The sequence below is a fragment of the Taurinivorans muris genome (assembly GCF_025232395.1).
In the GTDB taxonomy this organism is placed as follows: domain Bacteria; phylum Desulfobacterota; class Desulfovibrionia; order Desulfovibrionales; family Desulfovibrionaceae; genus Taurinivorans; species Taurinivorans muris.
The window spans coordinates 1,368,084-1,383,401 of sequence record NZ_CP065938.1 but is presented as its reverse complement, the minus strand read 5'-3'; the positions used below and the strand labels follow the sequence as shown (position 1 = coordinate 1,383,401).

Here is a 15,318-nt window from a genome sequence, read left to right as displayed (position 1 = left end):
GTGCTATAAGGTATCTTGAATTTCAAAAAGGTTTATATGAATATGAAAAAAATCCTTTTCTTTGTTTTTTTGTTTTGCGTTTTGTTCCAAACACCCGCCCGAAGTGCGACAATGGTTGATATTTACGGACCGGGGCAAAATATTGTGAATTTAAGCATGGCGAAGCCTTTAACCGCCCCGATGACGGAGGCAAAGGCCTTAGGGGCAGTGCTCGACAATAAGATCCGGTATAACCTGTCGTTTTTGCCTTTTATGAATTTGGTTCCCGATGTGAATATCTTAGGGGGAACTTTGCTTGACGCGTGGAGCGGCGCGAATTTGGATTTCCGCCGTTTCCAAATCGGCGGAGCCGATCTGCTGATTACAGCGTATTGGGCGAATGGCGATAAAAACGGCAGCAAGGTTGAACTGCGGGTTTTTGAAACGTTTTCAGGAAAATTTATTTTCGGGAATGCTTATAATAACATCACCGATAAAGAAGTTGAAGCCGTTGCGGATAAATTTTGCGCGGATTTGATGAAAGCTTTAACCGGAAGCGGTGATTTCTTCCTTTCAACTTTGACTTTTGCGAAAGATGAAAATAAAAATAAACGGGATATTTGGATTGTTTCACCTACTGGAAAAAACCTCAGGCAAATCACTTCGCTGAAAGGCATAGCCATGTCTCCGGCATGGTCGCCGGACGGGCGCTATATCGTGTTCAGCCATATTGATGACGGTTCGCACGCCCTTGGTGTCTGGCAAAGCGCCAACGGCAGAGTCCAGCGTATCCGTTTTCCGGGGAATACGGTGATCGGTCCGAGCTTTATGCCCGATAATAAAGTTGCCGTGAGCCTTTCTTCCGGTTCGCAGCCGGATATCTATCTTCTTGATCATCGTTTCAGACGGGAACGTGTGCTTGAAGACAGCGCTTCCATTGATGTTTCCCCTACATTCGACCATAGCGGAACAAAAATGGTTTTCACTTCCAACCGCTTGGGAGGACCGCAAATTTTCCTGAAAGACTTCAGCACAGGGACGGTAACAAGAGTGAGCAAAACAGGAACATACAATACGGAACCCGCAATCAGCCCCGACGGCACCGTTGTTGCTTACACAAAGGGAACGGCGCAGGGGCACAGGATTTTTGTGCATGACCTTGTCACCGGCATTGAACGCCAAGTAAGCTTCGGACCGGGGCGTGACGAACAGCCTTCTTTTGCTCCTGACAGTTACTTCTTATCCTTTGTTTCCAACAGAACGGGAGTGAAACAGATTTATTTGATCACCCGCCATGGAGGAACTGCGAAGCATGTGCCGACCGGCAACGGAAATGCATATTTTCCTCGTTGGGGAAAAATTCCTCAATAGGTTTGAAAAATTTATCCCCTTTTGTTCGGATTGGAGCAAAAGGGGATTTTTTTATATGCGGAACAAGAAGGAAAAATGATGGAGCAGGAAGAACGGCTTGATTATTTGATAGGGTATTTGCAGAAACACGGTTCAGCCTTGCGTTTGCCTGAAGCCAAAACCCTTGAGGAGAAAAAAACATATTTCAGGGCGCTTATGAATGTTTGGGAAGTTCAGCCGCTTACGGAAGAATTTCTCAATATTCAAGACAGGTATCTGCAAGAAGAACTGAAGTCGAAACCCGTGCGCAAAATGCAGGATTTAATACCCGTGCAAAAGAATTTGTTTGTTTGGCAAGGCGACATCACTTTGCTTGCGGCCGATGCGGTAGTCAATGCCGCCAATAAAAGTTTATTGGGTTGTTTTTTGCCTTTGCACAAATGTATAGACAATGCCGTTCACTCTTTCGCCGGTTTGTAATTGAGGGCGAAATGCTTTGAAATTATGCAGGCACAGGGAAGAGAAGAAGAAACAGGGCAGGCAAAAATTACGCCCGCTTATAATTTGCCCAGCCGATATGTCATTCATACCGTAGGTCCTATCGTCGGGCAAAAATTGACGGCGCAGGACGAGGCGTTGCTGTGCTCTTGCTATCGCTCCTGCATGCGCTGCGCTGCTGAGCAAGGTTTAACAAGTATCGCATTTTGCTGTATTTCAACAGGGGAGTTTCATTTTCCCAATCAAAGGGCGGGAGAACTTGCCGTACAAACGGTCAAAGCATGCCAAAGAGAATTTGCTCAGGACATGAACGTTGTTTTCAATGTTTATAAAGATATTGATATGGATATTTATATTGAATTATTGCGAGAATAAGTTACAAAAACCATAAAGTTAATAAAATGAACTGGCAGATAACCGTTTTTTAGCGGTAAATGCAATCAAGAGTGATTTATGGATTGGTTGAAACGGTATATTTTTTCATACGTTTTAATTGTATGAGAAAATATTATGAAAGCAAAACGAAACCGCTTTGAAATCATATGAAAACCATTACGGACAAAGCCCATGACGTTTCACATAAAAGGAAAAATAATTCTCATCAAAAAATAATAACCAATACTGAACCGACATAAAAAAATATCCGGAAATGCTCTTGAACAAGGAGAATTGCTTGGCGGACAGGTGATTTTAATATTCTGACCACATGAAAAAACAGCACGGCTGAAAAACTATGCTGTTTTTATTATTTATTGGCAGGCACACAGAAAAAATTTCTTATATCTCGATTGGATTGCAAAGTTATTTAATAGTATCCGCAAAGTTTACGAATTGCTTGCCAAGGCTGTCTGTGTCGATTCCATAGGCTTTGCGCAATTCTTCGACCGGTCCGTGTTCCGCAAACGTATTGTCAGGCAAGCCGATACGCAGTATTTTGCAAGCACCCAGCAAATCATTGTCTGCAAGAAATTCAAGGCAAGCGGAGGAAAATCCGCCGGCACGGCAGTTTTCTTCGACAAAAACAAGCCCTTTGTAAGCCGCCGCAAGCTTTTTCAACTGTTCTTCAGGCACGGGGCTTATCCAACGGGCGTCAAAAAGACTGATGTTGTTGTTCGGTAAAGCCTTGATAGCCGTTTTGCAGGGGTGCACCCTATGACCGACGGCAAGAACGCAAACATCTTTTTGTTCCGCTTCAATGAGCATATCGCCCTTGCCTGTTTCCAAAAGTTTAAATCCTTCATGCTTGGCGATTTTCGCATGCGTCGGCATTGCCGGGTAACGGATGGCGACAGGGGAATTGAGCTGCAGGGCTGTATAAAGGCAGTCGGGCAAATCTTCCTCATCTCTCGGTGCAAGTACCGTCATATTGGGAATGGAACGCAGGTAGGTCAAGTCAAAAACCCCATGGTGGCTGGCTCCGTCTTCTCCCACAAGTCCCGCCCTGTCCAGGCAAAAAACAACGGGAAGATTTTGCAGGCAGACATCATGAATGATTTGGTCGTAAGCGCGCTGCAAAAAAGTCGAGTAAATGGCGACAACGGGTTTTAAACCTCGGGTCGCCATGCCTGCCGCGAACGTTACGGCATGCTCTTCACAAATCCCTGCGTCAATGAAGCGTTCGGGAAAACGGGAACGAAACTCGCCGAGTCCGGTGCCGTCAGGCATGGCTGCGCATACTGCGATGATTTTTTTATCTTCGCTTGCCAGTTCGCAAAGGCTCGCTCCGAAAATTTTTGTAAATCCCGGACCTTGTTCCGCGTTGATTTTGGGTGTTGGCACAAGCCCAGTTTCAGGTTCGAACCCCGGAACGCGGTGGAAGCGGGAGGGATTGTTTTCAGCAGGAGGATAGCCCAAACCTTTCTTGGTTCTGATATGGAGCAATATGGGTTTTTCCGCTTCTTTGGCTATTTCCAAGTGGCGGATGAGTTCTTCCAGGTTATTGCCGTCGATAGGCCCGATATAGTTAAAGCCCAGCGCTTCAAAAATCATGCCTTGGGTGAAAAGGGTTTTTAAGCTTTTTTCGCCTTTATCCGCAATATTGTAAAGAGTTTCCCCTATTTTCGGAATGCTTTTCAAAAAATTGCCCGTGCTGTCTTTGAAATTCAAAAACCGCTTATGGGCGAGATTGCGGCTTAAAAATTGGGATAATGCCCCGACATTGCGGGAGATGGACATTTCATTGTCATTTAAGACGACAATCATGCGTTTATGCAGTCCGCCGGCTTGGTTCAGCGCTTCAAACGCCATGCCGCCGGTCAAAGCGCCGTCTCCGATGACGGAAACGATATTTTCATCCGTGTCGTTCAAATCTCTTGCCATTGCCATTCCAAGACCTGCGGAAATGCTGATTGAGGCATGCCCGCCGCCGAAACGGTCAAATTCAGGGCTTTCGCTTCGTTTAGGAAAACCCGATAAGCCACCGAACTGCCGTAGGGTTTTAAAATCTTTCGCTCTTTTTGTGAGCAGTTTCCATGGATAGCATTGATGCCCGACGTCCCAGATGATGTGGTCGCGGGAAGGATTGAAAACGGAAAGAAGCGCAAGCGTCAGTTCCACAACTCCGAGGGAGGGTGCCAAATGTCCGCCGTTTTTTGCGACAACCTGAATAATGGTTTGGCGGATATCACGCGCAAGCCGTTCTTTTTCCGCAAGGTCCATCTGCCTGATACTGTGAGGCAAATTTTCATCAAGAAGGGAAGCGGGAATATTGAAATCTGTCATTAGTAAACTCGGTATGCCATGTCTTTGGCTGTTTTTTGTAAAAAGTGTTGTTCGCTTTTGTTGATTTTCGTTTCGTTTTCGGCAAGCCCGGAAAGCGCACGCACCGCCTGTTCGCAGTATTCAACGGCTTTTTTCTTGCTTTTTTCTATGCCCATGAGTGATGGCCATGTTGATTTTTGATTGGCTTCGTCACTGCCCGTATTTTTTCCAAGCAGGGCGGAATCACCGATAATGTCAAGGACGTCATCAATAATTTGAAAGGCTATGCCTATCGCTGTTCCGTATTGTCCTATATGGTTTTGCGCAGACGGGCAAATTCCCATGAGGTTTGCCCCGGAAAGGCAGGCGCATTGAATTAATGCCCCTGTTTTTTTTGCGTTCAATACGCATAATTCTTTAAGGTTCAGTTTGCGCTGTTCGGCTTCCATATCAAGCATTTGTCCGCCTACCATGCCTTGGGAACCCACGGCTTTGGCTATGATTTGCAAACTTTCGAGTATGTTTCGGGCGGGCAGATCGCAGTCCGCCATATGGTAAAACGCGTCGGTAAGCAATCCGTCCCCTGCCAAAATGGCGGTGGCTTCGTCAAAAGCTTTATGGCAGGTCGGTTTTCCGCGCCTTAGATCGTCGTTGTCCATGGCAGGCAAATCATCATGGATAAGGGAATAGGTATGGATCATTTCAAGGGAAACGGCGAAGGGAACAGCCGAAAGCCACGCGTTTTCCTTATCGCAGGCATGGGCGCAAAGCTTCGCCATGGAAAGACACAAAATCGGGCGCAGGCGTTTGCCCCCCGCCAGCAAACTGTACCGCATGGCTTCGGACAGCCGGGGCGGAATTTCCGTATCCAAAAGCATGGTTTCAAGCTGTTTTTCCACAGCCTGCAGGCGCTGCTTCATAATTTTTTTATGGAGCGTGTCGAGTTCTTCTTTTTTATCAAGTTGATTTTTTTGGTAAACCTGTTCGAAGAGTATGTCATATTCCTTTGGAATGGCAAAATTTTCAAGAAAAAGGCTTTGTAGGGTTCGCATAATGTTCTCGTTTAAAGGATGTTTTCATCGGCGGAATAGGAATGGTCGATATTGGATTCAAAATCTTCAAGCGTGTCATTTTGTAAAATTTTCACTTCATGCTTCGCTTTTTCAAGTTCTTCCTTGCATTTTTGCGTGAGCTCAAGCCCCTCTTTATAGAGTTTGACGCTTTCCGCAAGTGTGATTTTACCTTGTTCAAGAAGATCGACAATTTCCTGCAATTTATTCATTTTGTCTTCAAAGGAAAGTTCTTTTGCCATGCTTGCCTCTATTTTGCCTGTTTTGTCTTATTTTTTTTAGGCTGCGGCCGCGGTTCTTCCTTGGTCGGTCCGCCGATTATTTCCAAAGGATTGGTGCGGAAAAAAGGAACGGCGTCAACAGCAACACCTTGAATATAAAGGCTTAAATGCAAATGCGGACCGGTAACCCTGCCTGTTGCCCCCACTTCTCCGATTTTTTGTCCTTGTTTGACCATATCCCCTTTTTTTACGGAAAATTTCGATAAATGCCCGTACATGGAAAGCACCCCTTGTCCGTGGTCTATCCAAACGGCATTACCGGAATAATACTGTTCTTCCGCAAAAAGGACTGTGCCGTCAGCCATAGCCAAAATCGGCGTGCCGACGGCTCCCCGCATGTCCGTGCCTAAATGGGGGGAACGCGGAACATTGTTAAAAATCCGTCTTGCGGCAAAAGAACCGCTGATAGTGCCTTTGACGGGACGGGTGAAAGGAAGTTTCCAGTTTTGCACATTGCTCACGGTTGCAAGAATTTTTTTTGTGGCGGCGCGGTCTTTTTGTATTTTATCAAGAACTTCCTTAGGAGGTTCGACATATTTCGGGGCGACGGTGAGCTTGTGGGTAACCCAATTCACCGCAAGGGGCGTGATTTTTTGAGTGAATTGCTCATCATTGATAAAAAGCGTCAAGGTTTGGGGAGCCGCCGCGTCAATGGGCATGCCCAATAAGATCCGGACTGCAAAACTTTCGGCGTTTTTTTCAGCCCGAAAAGGAATTTCTTTTTTTTGCCAGAGAATTTTCCCTGAAAATGCGGAATTATCTTGTATTGTTATAAGAAAACCCCTGCCTTGGCTTACTTTTTGGGGTATGTCGAACGTGACTGCATAAGCAAGCGGGTGCACGCATACGGAAAGTATCAAGCATGCCGCAATAAAAAGAGAATATATGTTAAAAATTTTTTTCATTGTATATCCTTTGGAACAATGGAATGACAGTATATGATTTTTTTGCTTTTTGCAATGAAAACACAAAGAAAAATATCGGCTGCGCAAATGAGTTCAGCTGAGAATTTTTTTTGCATGGGCGATAATTTCTTCTGTGCTGATTTTTTCCAAACAGGATTCTTTTTGTCTGCATTTTTGCTTGCCGTGCAGGGAGCAGGGACGGCAGGGCATTTCTTTTTGCAGGATATGCGCATTTTCACCCACGGGAAAAAATCCCCATTCCTTTGTTGTCGGCCCGAAAAGGGCGAGCAGAGGCGTATCGACGGCATCTGCCAGATGCATAGGACCCGAATCGCCCGTAATGAGCAGGGAACATCGGCTGAGAACCGCGCAAAGTTCACGCAAATTTGTTTTGTTGATAAGATTTTTTCCGTACATGTTTTCGGGTAAATCGCCTTTGCCCACAAAGAGGATTTGATATTCACCGCTAAGAACGGCGCTGATTTTTTGCCAGTGGCCAAGGGGGAGGGTTTTGGCTTTATGGGTGGCGAAAGGGTGGATGGCGACAATTTTTTTCGTATTGTTCGGAAAAAGTTCAGCAAGCAGATTTCGGGCATCCGTTCGTTCGTCTTCATCAAGGTAAATTTTGGGTTTGAGCAAACGGGGCGCAACGGGGTCTTCGCATAAGAGGCTTGCATAGCGTTGGCGGACATCTTTCTCAAGCAGGGCATTTTTGCCGATTTTGCCTTTAGACCAAAGAAAAAGACGGCGCAATACGGGCATTTTATTGTAGCGGTAAACGCTTGTTTTCCACTGGTGGGCAAGCAGGCGGGAGCGGGTTGAGGCGTGCAGGTCGAATAAAGGAAAATCTGCGTATTTTTCAGCAAGTTTTTTGCAGGTTTGGGAATATGTTTTGTATTCCAAACTTTCTTTTGAAAGGGCTTCGATGCCTGCGATGGCAGGGTGGTTCTCAAACAAAGGGGCGAATTCCTCACGGGTGATGACAATGAATTTCGTGCGGTAGAGGGAGTTCCAATAGGATAAAACTCCGGACATGAGGGCGACATCGCCCATGGCGCTCAGGCGGAAAACAACGGCGGTATTGGTATGCAAAGGAATTTTCATAAAAAAAGCTCGCTTATAAAAACTGACAGAAGTATGCCTTATTTTGTTTTTATAAGCAAGCCAAGAGCGTTAAGGGGGGATTAGGCATTTCTACTAAAATGCAAAACCGTAATCATAAGTTCTTTTTCTTCATTTTCTAACCTGTAATGATGTTTTTGAGCGGTGCGGATAATATTTTCACGGCTTGTGACGCTGTCCGTAAGGACGCTGAATGTATCGGCACCGTTTTGTTGGATGAAATTAAGCACTTCCAAGGCAGGCTGCGGACAGGAAAGCCCGCATGTGTCAATGGTGTTTTCTCTTGTTTTTTCCATAGGGTCTTCCTAATTCTTCTTAATGTGGGTAAATGCTATCGCAAAGCAAATAAACAGTCCGAAAAGAACGGCGAAAATGCTGTGCGGTCCGATTTGCGCCGCGGAACTGGCTATGCCGAAATTATGGGCGAAAGCGGTGCCGACGAACAAACCTATGATATAGGTTGCGGAGTCGTTGTTTCCTTCTCCGCTGGAGAAGAATTGGCGACCGGGGCAGCCGCCTGCGAGCGCGGCGGCAAAACCGACAGTAAGCATGCTGAGGAAGTTCCAAACATGGTCGGTATGCGCAATGGGTTGGTTTTCAAAGCCAAGGCTGAATTTTCCCGCAATGATGTTCAAAATGAAAACTGCGAGGAAAAGAGCGAAAAGACCGGAAAAAAGGTGTGTTTCCTTAAAAAGGAAAATATCCCTGAACGCTCCCATTGTGCAAAAACGGCTTCTTTGGGCGATAATGCCCACAATAAAAGCAATACCGAGAGAAATCAAGAGCGGTGCGTGCATTGAACCCGGACCTTTTTGGGAGTAGTAAATCAGTCCGTTGTAAACGGAACCGTCTTTCTCGGGGCTGAAGATTAATAAAAGGAGCAAACCGAGCATAAGCAGGGGGAAGACATAGCCCGCTTTTTTGGAAATAGGCATGCTTTTTCCCAAGGTATAACCGTGTTTGAAAAAGCGTGTGCCGATAAAAATTCCAAAAGCGAAGCCGAATAATCCGACCACCGCGTTTAAATCACCGCCTGCGATACGCAGGACCATGCGCCAAGGACAGCCAAGAAAAACCAAGGCGCTTGTTCCTGTGATTATTCCAAGCACAAAGCGGATGACCGGAGAAGAACCGCTTTGGGGTTGAAATTCTTTTGCGGCGAGAGCGGCTGCAAAAGAACCGAGAACAAAGCCAATGATTTCCGGACGGATATACTGCACGATTTCCGCTCTGTGCAAACCGATTCCGCCGGTGGTGTCACGGGTGAAGCAAACAACGCAAATGCCCATGTTTGCCGGATTGCCTAAAAATTGGAGCAAAAAAGCGCCAATTCCGATAAATAAGCCTGTAAGAATAATTCCTTTTGAGGAACTAAAAAAATTGTACATTAATTTTAACCTCCTTATCTTGTACAATTTATGTATCTTTTGAGGCAAATTTACCTGATGTCGTCGGTAAAATTTACCAAACAAAAGAAATATTTTTTTCTATTTCGGGATTTAAGCTGAGGCAAACGGGACAGGAACGGGTGATGGTTTCCAAATCAGCTTTTTGAAGGGCGGATAATTCGATTTCAGGCATGGTGATGAGAATGTCGATTTTTTTAATGCGGCGCGGCTCGCTTTGCATGGTTTTGGTGATTTCCATTTTCATACCTTCAAAATCGAGGTTGTTTTTGTTTGCATATGCGCCCATAATGGTCATGATGCATGTGCCGAGAGCCGTGGCAACCAAATCGGTAGGTGAAAAGCTTGACCCTTTTCCCTGGTTATCCGTCGGAGCGTCCGTGACAAGTTCCGCATTGCTTTGCAAATGGGTGCTCGCGCAGCGCAATCCGCCTTTGTAAAGAGAAATGACTGTTGGCATAGGGTTCTCCTTTATCGTTGCATATAGTTGAAAGTTAAGATATTTTTACGGTGAAAGACAGGAGAATGCAAGCGCTATTGCATGCAGGAACAAAGGAATTTTATGAGAACATATCAAAATATATGGGAAAAATTATTATCGCCGAAACGATACGGCAAGAATTGCGTCCAAGAAATAAATAAGGCGAGAAGTCCTTTCATCGTTGACCACGACAGAATTATTTTTTCCGATTCTTTTCGGCGTTTGGCGGGAAAAACGCAGGTCCACCCTTTGACGACGAACGACCATGTGCATACGCGGCTCGCCCATTCCTTGGAGGTTGCTTCCGTTGGGCGCGGGCTTGGCACGCAGTACGGATATTTTTTAGCGGAACGGGGCGATTTGCCGTGTTTTACGGAGCCTTACCATATAGGCGAAATTGTGCAGTCCGCCTGTCTTGCCCATGATATCGGCAATCCGCCTTTCGGGCACGCCGGGGAATATGCCGTTCAAGACTGGTTTTGCGCTGTGCAAAACGAAAAATATGTGAGCTGCTTGACGCATGGCGAGCTTTTGGATTTTCAGTGTTTTGACGGCAATGCGCAGGGGTTCCGTGTTATCAACGCTGTGGAGAACGAACGGGAGCAAGGCGGGTTCCGTTTAAGTTATCCCACTGTCGCAAGCGTTGTGAAATATCCTTGTTCTTCTTATGAAGCAAAGGAAAAAAAGTCTAAAAAATTCAATTATTATCAAAGCGAAGCGGATTTGTTCGCGGAGATTTTCACGGAACTTGGCTTGTTGAAAGAAGGACATGTTTTCCTGCGTCATCCGTTATCATATCTCATGGAAGCCGCCGACGACATTTGTTACCGTATCATCGATATGGAAGATGCCCGGGAACTCGGCATTTTGCGTTATGAGGAAATATGCGAAGTGCTTACTCCTGTCTGGGACTTGCTGAATATCGACAAGGAAAGGCTTCGGTCCATGCATTCGGACAGGGCGAGAATGAGTTATTTGCGTTCTCTTGTCATCAAAGTTTTGGTGGAGGACATTTTCAGAGTTGGCAAAGAACGGTATGCGGCTCTCATGCAGGGTGAATTTCTTAATCCGTATATGGATTACGCCAGCGAACCTGTGCGGGAATACATGAAAAACGCAAAAACATGTTTCAATGAGATTATTTTAAAGCATCCGCAAAAAACAAGTTTGGAAATCGGCTCATACAGCGTGTACAAGCAGCTGCTGGACGTGCTTGTTCCCGCCGTGCACAATTTTGTCGGCGGCAAGGATTTGTCCTATCGTGAAACAAGGGCTATCAGCCTCATGGGCAATCATATTTTAAAGAAAAAGTATACAGCCTATCAGGCATATTTGATTGTCATTGATTTCATTACCGGCATGACGGACGCTTATGCGACTTTTATCGCCAACCAGTTTGCCGGGGGCGGCAGGATGCATTAGAAATGAAAAGATTTAAGTCAGCGGATTTATTGCTTTACTTAATATGAAAATAACGCTATGATAATAAAATTGTTAAAGCATAGCACCAAATCAGCTATGATATCTATGGAGGTTTAGAATGGCTCATAAAAAAGTGGAACGCAGAAAAGAACTGGATCGCCGCCGTCATCGCCGTATCGCACGTTTGAAAGAACGCATTCGCGAAGCAAAAAAAGCTGCGAAAAAATAGTATGTTTGTATGAAAGGGGTTTGCTCTTTTTGGGCAAAACCTTTTTCTTTAAACCGCCTCACAAAGAATGACGAAGGGCTTTTGAGGTGTGCTTTTGCATTTAAATGAAACTGTGAGTTTAAATTTCCCGAAAAGAAGTTAACACATAAATAAATGTAGGATACGTGTATGATTGAGAGATATTGCCGGGCTGACATGGCTGATTTATGGTCTTTGGAAAATCGTTATGAGGCGTGGCTCAAAGTGGAACTTGCCGTTTGCGAGGCATGGTTTGAAAAAGGGCGTATCGACCCTCAAAGCATGAAAGAAATCCGGGAAAGAGTGGCTGTCGATGCTGAACGCATTGCTGAAATTGAAGAAGTGACAAGGCATGATGTGATAGCGTTCATCTCTTCCTTGGAAGAAAAAGTCGGTCCCGCATCCCGTTTCATTCATTTGGGCTGCACGTCTTCCGACATTGTGGACACGGCAAACGCGCTTTTGCTTGTCGAAGCCGGAGAAATGATTTTGGCAGGTTATGACAAGCTGCTGAATACCTTGAAAAATTGCGTCGAAAAATACCGCGGATTGATTTGCATGGGCAGAACGCATGGTATTCATGCCGAACCTACCACCTATTCTTTAAAATTCGCAGGGTTTTATGCGGAATTTAAACGTCATAAGGAACGTTTCGGGCAGGCTTTGGAAGATGTGCGTGTGGGAAAACTTTCCGGAGCTGTCGGAACATATACGGTTTTATCCCCCGATATTGAAGAACGCGCCTGTGAAATTTTGGGACTTCGTCCTGACAGTATTTCTTCCCAAATCGTACAGCGTGACAGATATGCGAATTATTTTACGGCATTGGCACTCGCTGCCGGCGGTATTGAAAGGATTTGCACCGAGCTTCGCCATTTGCAAAGGACGGAAGTTCATGAAGTGGAAGAAGGCTTCGGCAAAGGGCAAAAAGGGTCTTCCGCAATGCCTCATAAGAAAAATCCCATTTCCGCTGAAAATATGTGCGGGCTTTCCCGCCTTATCCGCACCAATGCTTTGGCAAGCATGGAAAACCAAGCGTTATGGCATGAAAGGGATATCAGCCATTCTTCTGTTGAACGGGTGATTATGCCGGACTCCACAATCTTGATGGATTATGTTTTGCACCGTCTGACAAATCTTCTTGACGGCTTGCGTGTTATTCCCCGTAATGTGGAGAGAAATTTATGGGGAAGTTACGGATTGTTTTTCTCCCAGCGCGTGCTTACCGCTTTGGTCGACCACGGCATGCCCCGTCAGGAATCCTATGTGATGGTGCAGGAATGCGCCATGCAAAGCTGGGAAAGCGAAGAAATGTTTCCCGATATCGTGCGCCGCAGTGAAAAGATTTCAAAGGTCTTATCCGCTGAAGTTTTAGATACTGTTTTTGATTTGAGTTATTATACCCGTTATGAACAAATGATTTTAGACAGGGTTTTCGAATAGGTGGAATATGCAAAATTTCGACATCCAAAACATCAATATCCAAGAAATGCGGGTACGTCTTGCAAAGCTGCTCTATGAACGTTCTTACAGGGAAGGTGAGTTTACGCTCACTTCCGGCAGGAAAAGCGATTTTTATTTTGACGGAAAACAAACCGCTTTGCACCCTGAAGGAGCATTTTTAATCGGACACCTTTTCAATCATTTATTAAAAGATAATCCGTCTGTTACCGCTGTCGGAGGGCTCACATTGGGGGCGGATCCCCTTGTGACCGCAACGAGCGTGATCTCTTATCAGCTCGGCAGGCCGCTTCCCGCGTTCATTGTGCGGAAAAATCCGAAAGGGCATGGTACAAACCAATATTTGGAGGGGCTTTCCAATTTGCAAACGGGAAAACCGGTCGCCATGCTGGAAGATGTCGTCACGACAGGCGGTTCTCTTTTGACAGCCTGCGAACGGGTTAAAGAGGCAGGCTTTGAAATCGGCATGCTTTGCACTGTGCTTGACCGTGAAGAGGGCGGAAACGAAGCGATAAAAGCGGCAGGGTATGAGCTTCATTCCCTTTTCCGCCGCAGTGAATTATTGGCGTTAGCCGGAAGCTGATATTGGACGTATGATGTTTTGCAGACTGCTTGTTTTTTTCTTGGTGTTTGTTTTTTCCGCCTGCAATCCTGCTGCGGCATGGGAAGCCCGCTTACCGGAAACGGCTTTGGATGAAAGTCTGATTCTTGTGGACAAGGGTGAAGACGAATTTTTTTATTTGGAAAAAAAAGGCGGAGAAATTATCCGCCTGCATTATCCCAGTATACATGGGGAAAAAGAGGGCGATAAGCAAGTCGAGGGAGATTTGAAAACACCGGAGGGCGTATACTTCGTGCGCGGCAAAATTCAAGTTCCCCTTGATTTTGAAATGTACGGCAATCATGCTTATGTTTTGAACTACCCCAATCCCATCGACAAACTCCGCGGCAAGACAGGCGGCGGAATTTGGATACACAGCAAGGGCAATCCCATTGAAGGGCAAGTGACGCAGGGCTGTGTCGCCATTGATTTGGCGGATATCGAATTTCTCGGCAAGTATTTGCAGTCCGGAACCCCCGTGGTTATCGCCCAAGGCATTCACAGCGGTTTCCATAAAGAGAAAATGCTTGCAAAGAAAAAAAACGTGAAAAAACTCTCCGGAGAAACTTTCGTGAAAAGCTCCGCTTCCGCTCTTACCGAAGCGGAGGCCGACATTGTTTCGCAGACTGACAATCTTGAAAAAGGCGCCTTGGAAGTAAAAGAGGAAAAAAGCCTTTTTTCCGAATTTTTTCTTCCGCAGGAAAAAGAACATATCGGTAATGCGTCAGAAAAAAATAAAGCGGTTGAAACGGACGAACCTCTCGAACCTGCTGAATATGCTGAAATGAACGGGCAAAACGGGCAAGCGGGAAACGTTTCTCCAACAGGCTCGGCGGCAGTTTCGGCGGCAACATCTCCGACAGTACCGGCATATAAAACAGAAGAAACGTTCCATGCCGGGAAAGATGAACAAGCCCGTTTTGATACAGCCGAAGCAGGGCAAGACGGTGAAAAAGCCATAAGTGCTCCTTATGTTGCGGAGCCCGTGGAAGTTTCCGACGGTGAATTGTATATCCGCCAAGCGACTCTTGATTGGAACAATGCATGGGCGGAACGTTCGGCGGATTTTTTTACGTTTTACGATAAGGAAAACTATTCTAAGACTTCCGGCAGCTTTGAAAAATTCAAAGCGCAGAAACAGGGGCTTTTTGAAACGTTGTCATGGATTTACATCGCCGCCGGCGAAGTGGAAGTTTTGCAGGGACCTGACTATTACGTTTCATGGTTTAAACAATGGTATGTCGCGCCAAACCATAAAACCGAGGGAATACGCCGTCTTTATTGGCTGAAAGACGGTGAAACGGGCGAATATAAGATCGCCGCGATGGAATGGCTGCCGAAAGCTGTCGGCTTGGAAAACATGCTGAACGATAAAATTAAAAATGAAGCTCCGAAATTTATCGAAGAATGGCGCTTGGCATGGGAGCGCGCCGATATTGAAAAATATGCCTCTTTTTACGGGCAGCATTCCGTACAGGACAACCGGAGAGGCTTAAACGAAATCGTCGGGCAAAAGAATGAGATTTGGAGCGTGAAAAAACCGAAAAAAGTTGTTTTTTCCGATTTGAACATGGCTATGGAAAAAGACGGGCTGAAAGTTTCCATGCGGCAGGATTATGAAGACTCTTCCGGGTATAAGGACAAAGGAATGAAAATATTGACGCTGCATCCGAAAGGAGACGGCTGGGTGATACATAAGGAAATCTGGCGGCGTTTGTAGGTGTCTGCGGTATGCTCGCAAAAAAAAAAAAAAATGAATAGGTTAGAGTTGGAAAACAGATTGTATTAAAAAGGC

General features: G+C 45.7%; 15 protein-coding genes. 7 read left to right on the top strand and 8 right to left on the bottom strand.

Annotated features, from left to right (window positions below; all coding sequences use genetic code 11):
* Positions 1 to 42 precede the first annotated feature (42 nt).
* From JBF11_RS06545 to JBF11_RS06535, 3 genes are all read left to right on the top strand, one after another.
* Positions 43 to 1,350: a translocation protein TolB gene (locus tag JBF11_RS06545; protein WP_334316322.1), complete on the top strand. Its 1,308-nt coding sequence runs from the start codon at positions 43 to 45 to the stop codon at positions 1,348 to 1,350.
* Positions 1,351 to 1,425: 75 nt separating this feature from the next.
* Positions 1,426 to 1,809 (top strand): macro domain-containing protein, encoded by a 384-nt coding sequence (locus JBF11_RS06540; protein ID WP_334314693.1) that lies wholly within the window; start codon positions 1,426 to 1,428, stop codon positions 1,807 to 1,809.
* Complete coding sequence (locus JBF11_RS06535) at positions 1,810 to 2,202, top strand: macro domain-containing protein (RefSeq protein WP_334314692.1); 393 nt, start codon at positions 1,810 to 1,812, stop codon at positions 2,200 to 2,202.
* 426 nt (positions 2,203 to 2,628) lie between these two features.
* Here JBF11_RS06535 and dxs read toward each other — a convergent pair whose 3' ends face one another.
* The 8 genes from dxs to JBF11_RS06495 form a co-directional block, all read right to left on the bottom strand.
* Positions 2,629 to 4,548, bottom strand: a complete 1,920-nt coding sequence (dxs, locus tag JBF11_RS06530; protein WP_334314691.1) for a 1-deoxy-D-xylulose-5-phosphate synthase — start codon at positions 4,546 to 4,548, stop codon at positions 2,629 to 2,631.
* The gene (locus JBF11_RS06525; protein WP_417168636.1) at positions 4,548 to 5,447 is read right to left on the bottom strand and encodes a polyprenyl synthetase family protein; all 900 of its coding nucleotides are present in this window, start codon (positions 5,445 to 5,447) and stop codon (positions 4,548 to 4,550) included. The genes dxs and JBF11_RS06525 overlap by 1 nt, the downstream gene beginning before the upstream one ends.
* A gap of 143 nt (positions 5,448 to 5,590) precedes the next feature.
* Positions 5,591 to 5,839 (bottom strand): exodeoxyribonuclease VII small subunit, encoded by a 249-nt coding sequence (xseB, locus tag JBF11_RS06520; RefSeq protein WP_334314689.1) that lies wholly within the window; start codon positions 5,837 to 5,839, stop codon positions 5,591 to 5,593.
* Positions 5,840 to 5,847: 8 nt separating this feature from the next.
* Entirely contained in the window at positions 5,848 to 6,783 is a 936-nt protein-coding gene (locus tag JBF11_RS06515; RefSeq protein ID WP_334314688.1) for a M23 family metallopeptidase, read from the bottom strand.
* A gap of 93 nt (positions 6,784 to 6,876) precedes the next feature.
* Positions 6,877 to 7,887 (bottom strand): glycosyltransferase family 9 protein, encoded by a 1,011-nt coding sequence (locus JBF11_RS06510; RefSeq protein ID WP_334314687.1) that lies wholly within the window; start codon positions 7,885 to 7,887, stop codon positions 6,877 to 6,879.
* Between the two features lie 80 nt (positions 7,888 to 7,967).
* Entirely contained in the window at positions 7,968 to 8,201 is a 234-nt protein-coding gene (locus tag JBF11_RS06505) for a sulfurtransferase TusA family protein (RefSeq protein WP_334314686.1), read from the bottom strand.
* Positions 8,202 to 8,210: 9 nt separating this feature from the next.
* Positions 8,211 to 9,293 (bottom strand): YedE family putative selenium transporter, encoded by a 1,083-nt coding sequence (yedE, locus tag JBF11_RS06500; RefSeq protein ID WP_334314685.1) that lies wholly within the window; start codon positions 9,291 to 9,293, stop codon positions 8,211 to 8,213.
* A gap of 73 nt (positions 9,294 to 9,366) precedes the next feature.
* A complete protein-coding gene (locus JBF11_RS06495) occupies positions 9,367 to 9,771 on the bottom strand; it encodes an OsmC family protein (RefSeq protein WP_334314684.1) in 405 nt (134 codons plus the stop codon).
* A 102-nt stretch (positions 9,772 to 9,873) separates the two neighbouring features.
* Here JBF11_RS06495 and JBF11_RS06490 point away from each other — a divergent pair, with 102 nt between their 5' ends.
* The 4 genes from JBF11_RS06490 (at position 9,874) to JBF11_RS06475 (ending at position 15,243) form a co-directional block, all read left to right on the top strand.
* On the top strand, positions 9,874 to 11,214 hold the full coding sequence (locus JBF11_RS06490) for a deoxyguanosinetriphosphate triphosphohydrolase (protein WP_334314683.1): 1,341 nt from the start codon (positions 9,874 to 9,876) through the stop codon (positions 11,212 to 11,214).
* Positions 11,215 to 11,611: 397 nt separating this feature from the next.
* Entirely contained in the window at positions 11,612 to 12,904 is a 1,293-nt protein-coding gene (gene purB / locus JBF11_RS06485) for an adenylosuccinate lyase (protein ID WP_334314682.1), read from the top strand.
* A gap of 7 nt (positions 12,905 to 12,911) precedes the next feature.
* Complete coding sequence (gene pyrE, locus JBF11_RS06480) at positions 12,912 to 13,505, top strand: orotate phosphoribosyltransferase (protein WP_417168615.1); 594 nt, start codon at positions 12,912 to 12,914, stop codon at positions 13,503 to 13,505.
* A gap of 10 nt (positions 13,506 to 13,515) precedes the next feature.
* On the top strand, positions 13,516 to 15,243 hold the full coding sequence (locus tag JBF11_RS06475) for a L,D-transpeptidase family protein (RefSeq protein ID WP_334314681.1): 1,728 nt from the start codon (positions 13,516 to 13,518) through the stop codon (positions 15,241 to 15,243).
* Positions 15,244 to 15,318: the final 75 nt, after the last annotated feature.

Excerpts from the sequence above, each read along its gene's own strand:
- JBF11_RS06545 (WP_334316322.1), top strand. The coding sequence starts at position 43 with ATGAAAAAAATCCTTTTCTTTGTTTTTTTGTTTTGCGTTTTGTTCCAA.
- purB (WP_334314682.1), top strand. The coding sequence starts at position 11,612 with ATGATTGAGAGATATTGCCGGGCTGACATGGCTGATTTATGGTCTTTG.
- dxs (WP_334314691.1), bottom strand. The coding sequence starts at position 4,548 with ATGACAGATTTCAATATTCCCGCTTCCCTTCTTGATGAAAATTTGCCT.
- JBF11_RS06525 (WP_417168636.1), bottom strand. The coding sequence starts at position 5,447 with ATGAAGCAGCGCCTGCAGGCTGTGGAAAAACAGCTTGAAACCATGCTT.
- xseB (WP_334314689.1), bottom strand. The coding sequence starts at position 5,839 with ATGGCAAAAGAACTTTCCTTTGAAGACAAAATGAATAAATTGCAGGAA.
- JBF11_RS06540 (WP_334314693.1), top strand. The coding sequence starts at position 1,426 with ATGATGGAGCAGGAAGAACGGCTTGATTATTTGATAGGGTATTTGCAG.
- JBF11_RS06515 (WP_334314688.1), bottom strand. The coding sequence starts at position 6,783 with ATGAAAAAAATTTTTAACATATATTCTCTTTTTATTGCGGCATGCTTG.
- yedE (WP_334314685.1), bottom strand. The coding sequence starts at position 9,293 with ATGTACAATTTTTTTAGTTCCTCAAAAGGAATTATTCTTACAGGCTTA.
- JBF11_RS06495 (WP_334314684.1), bottom strand. The coding sequence starts at position 9,771 with ATGCCAACAGTCATTTCTCTTTACAAAGGCGGATTGCGCTGCGCGAGC.
- pyrE (WP_417168615.1), top strand. The coding sequence starts at position 12,912 with ATGCAAAATTTCGACATCCAAAACATCAATATCCAAGAAATGCGGGTA.
- JBF11_RS06505 (WP_334314686.1), bottom strand. The coding sequence starts at position 8,201 with ATGGAAAAAACAAGAGAAAACACCATTGACACATGCGGGCTTTCCTGT.
- JBF11_RS06490 (WP_334314683.1), top strand. The coding sequence starts at position 9,874 with ATGAGAACATATCAAAATATATGGGAAAAATTATTATCGCCGAAACGA.
- JBF11_RS06510 (WP_334314687.1), bottom strand. The coding sequence starts at position 7,887 with ATGAAAATTCCTTTGCATACCAATACCGCCGTTGTTTTCCGCCTGAGC.
- JBF11_RS06475 (WP_334314681.1), top strand. The coding sequence starts at position 13,516 with ATGATGTTTTGCAGACTGCTTGTTTTTTTCTTGGTGTTTGTTTTTTCC.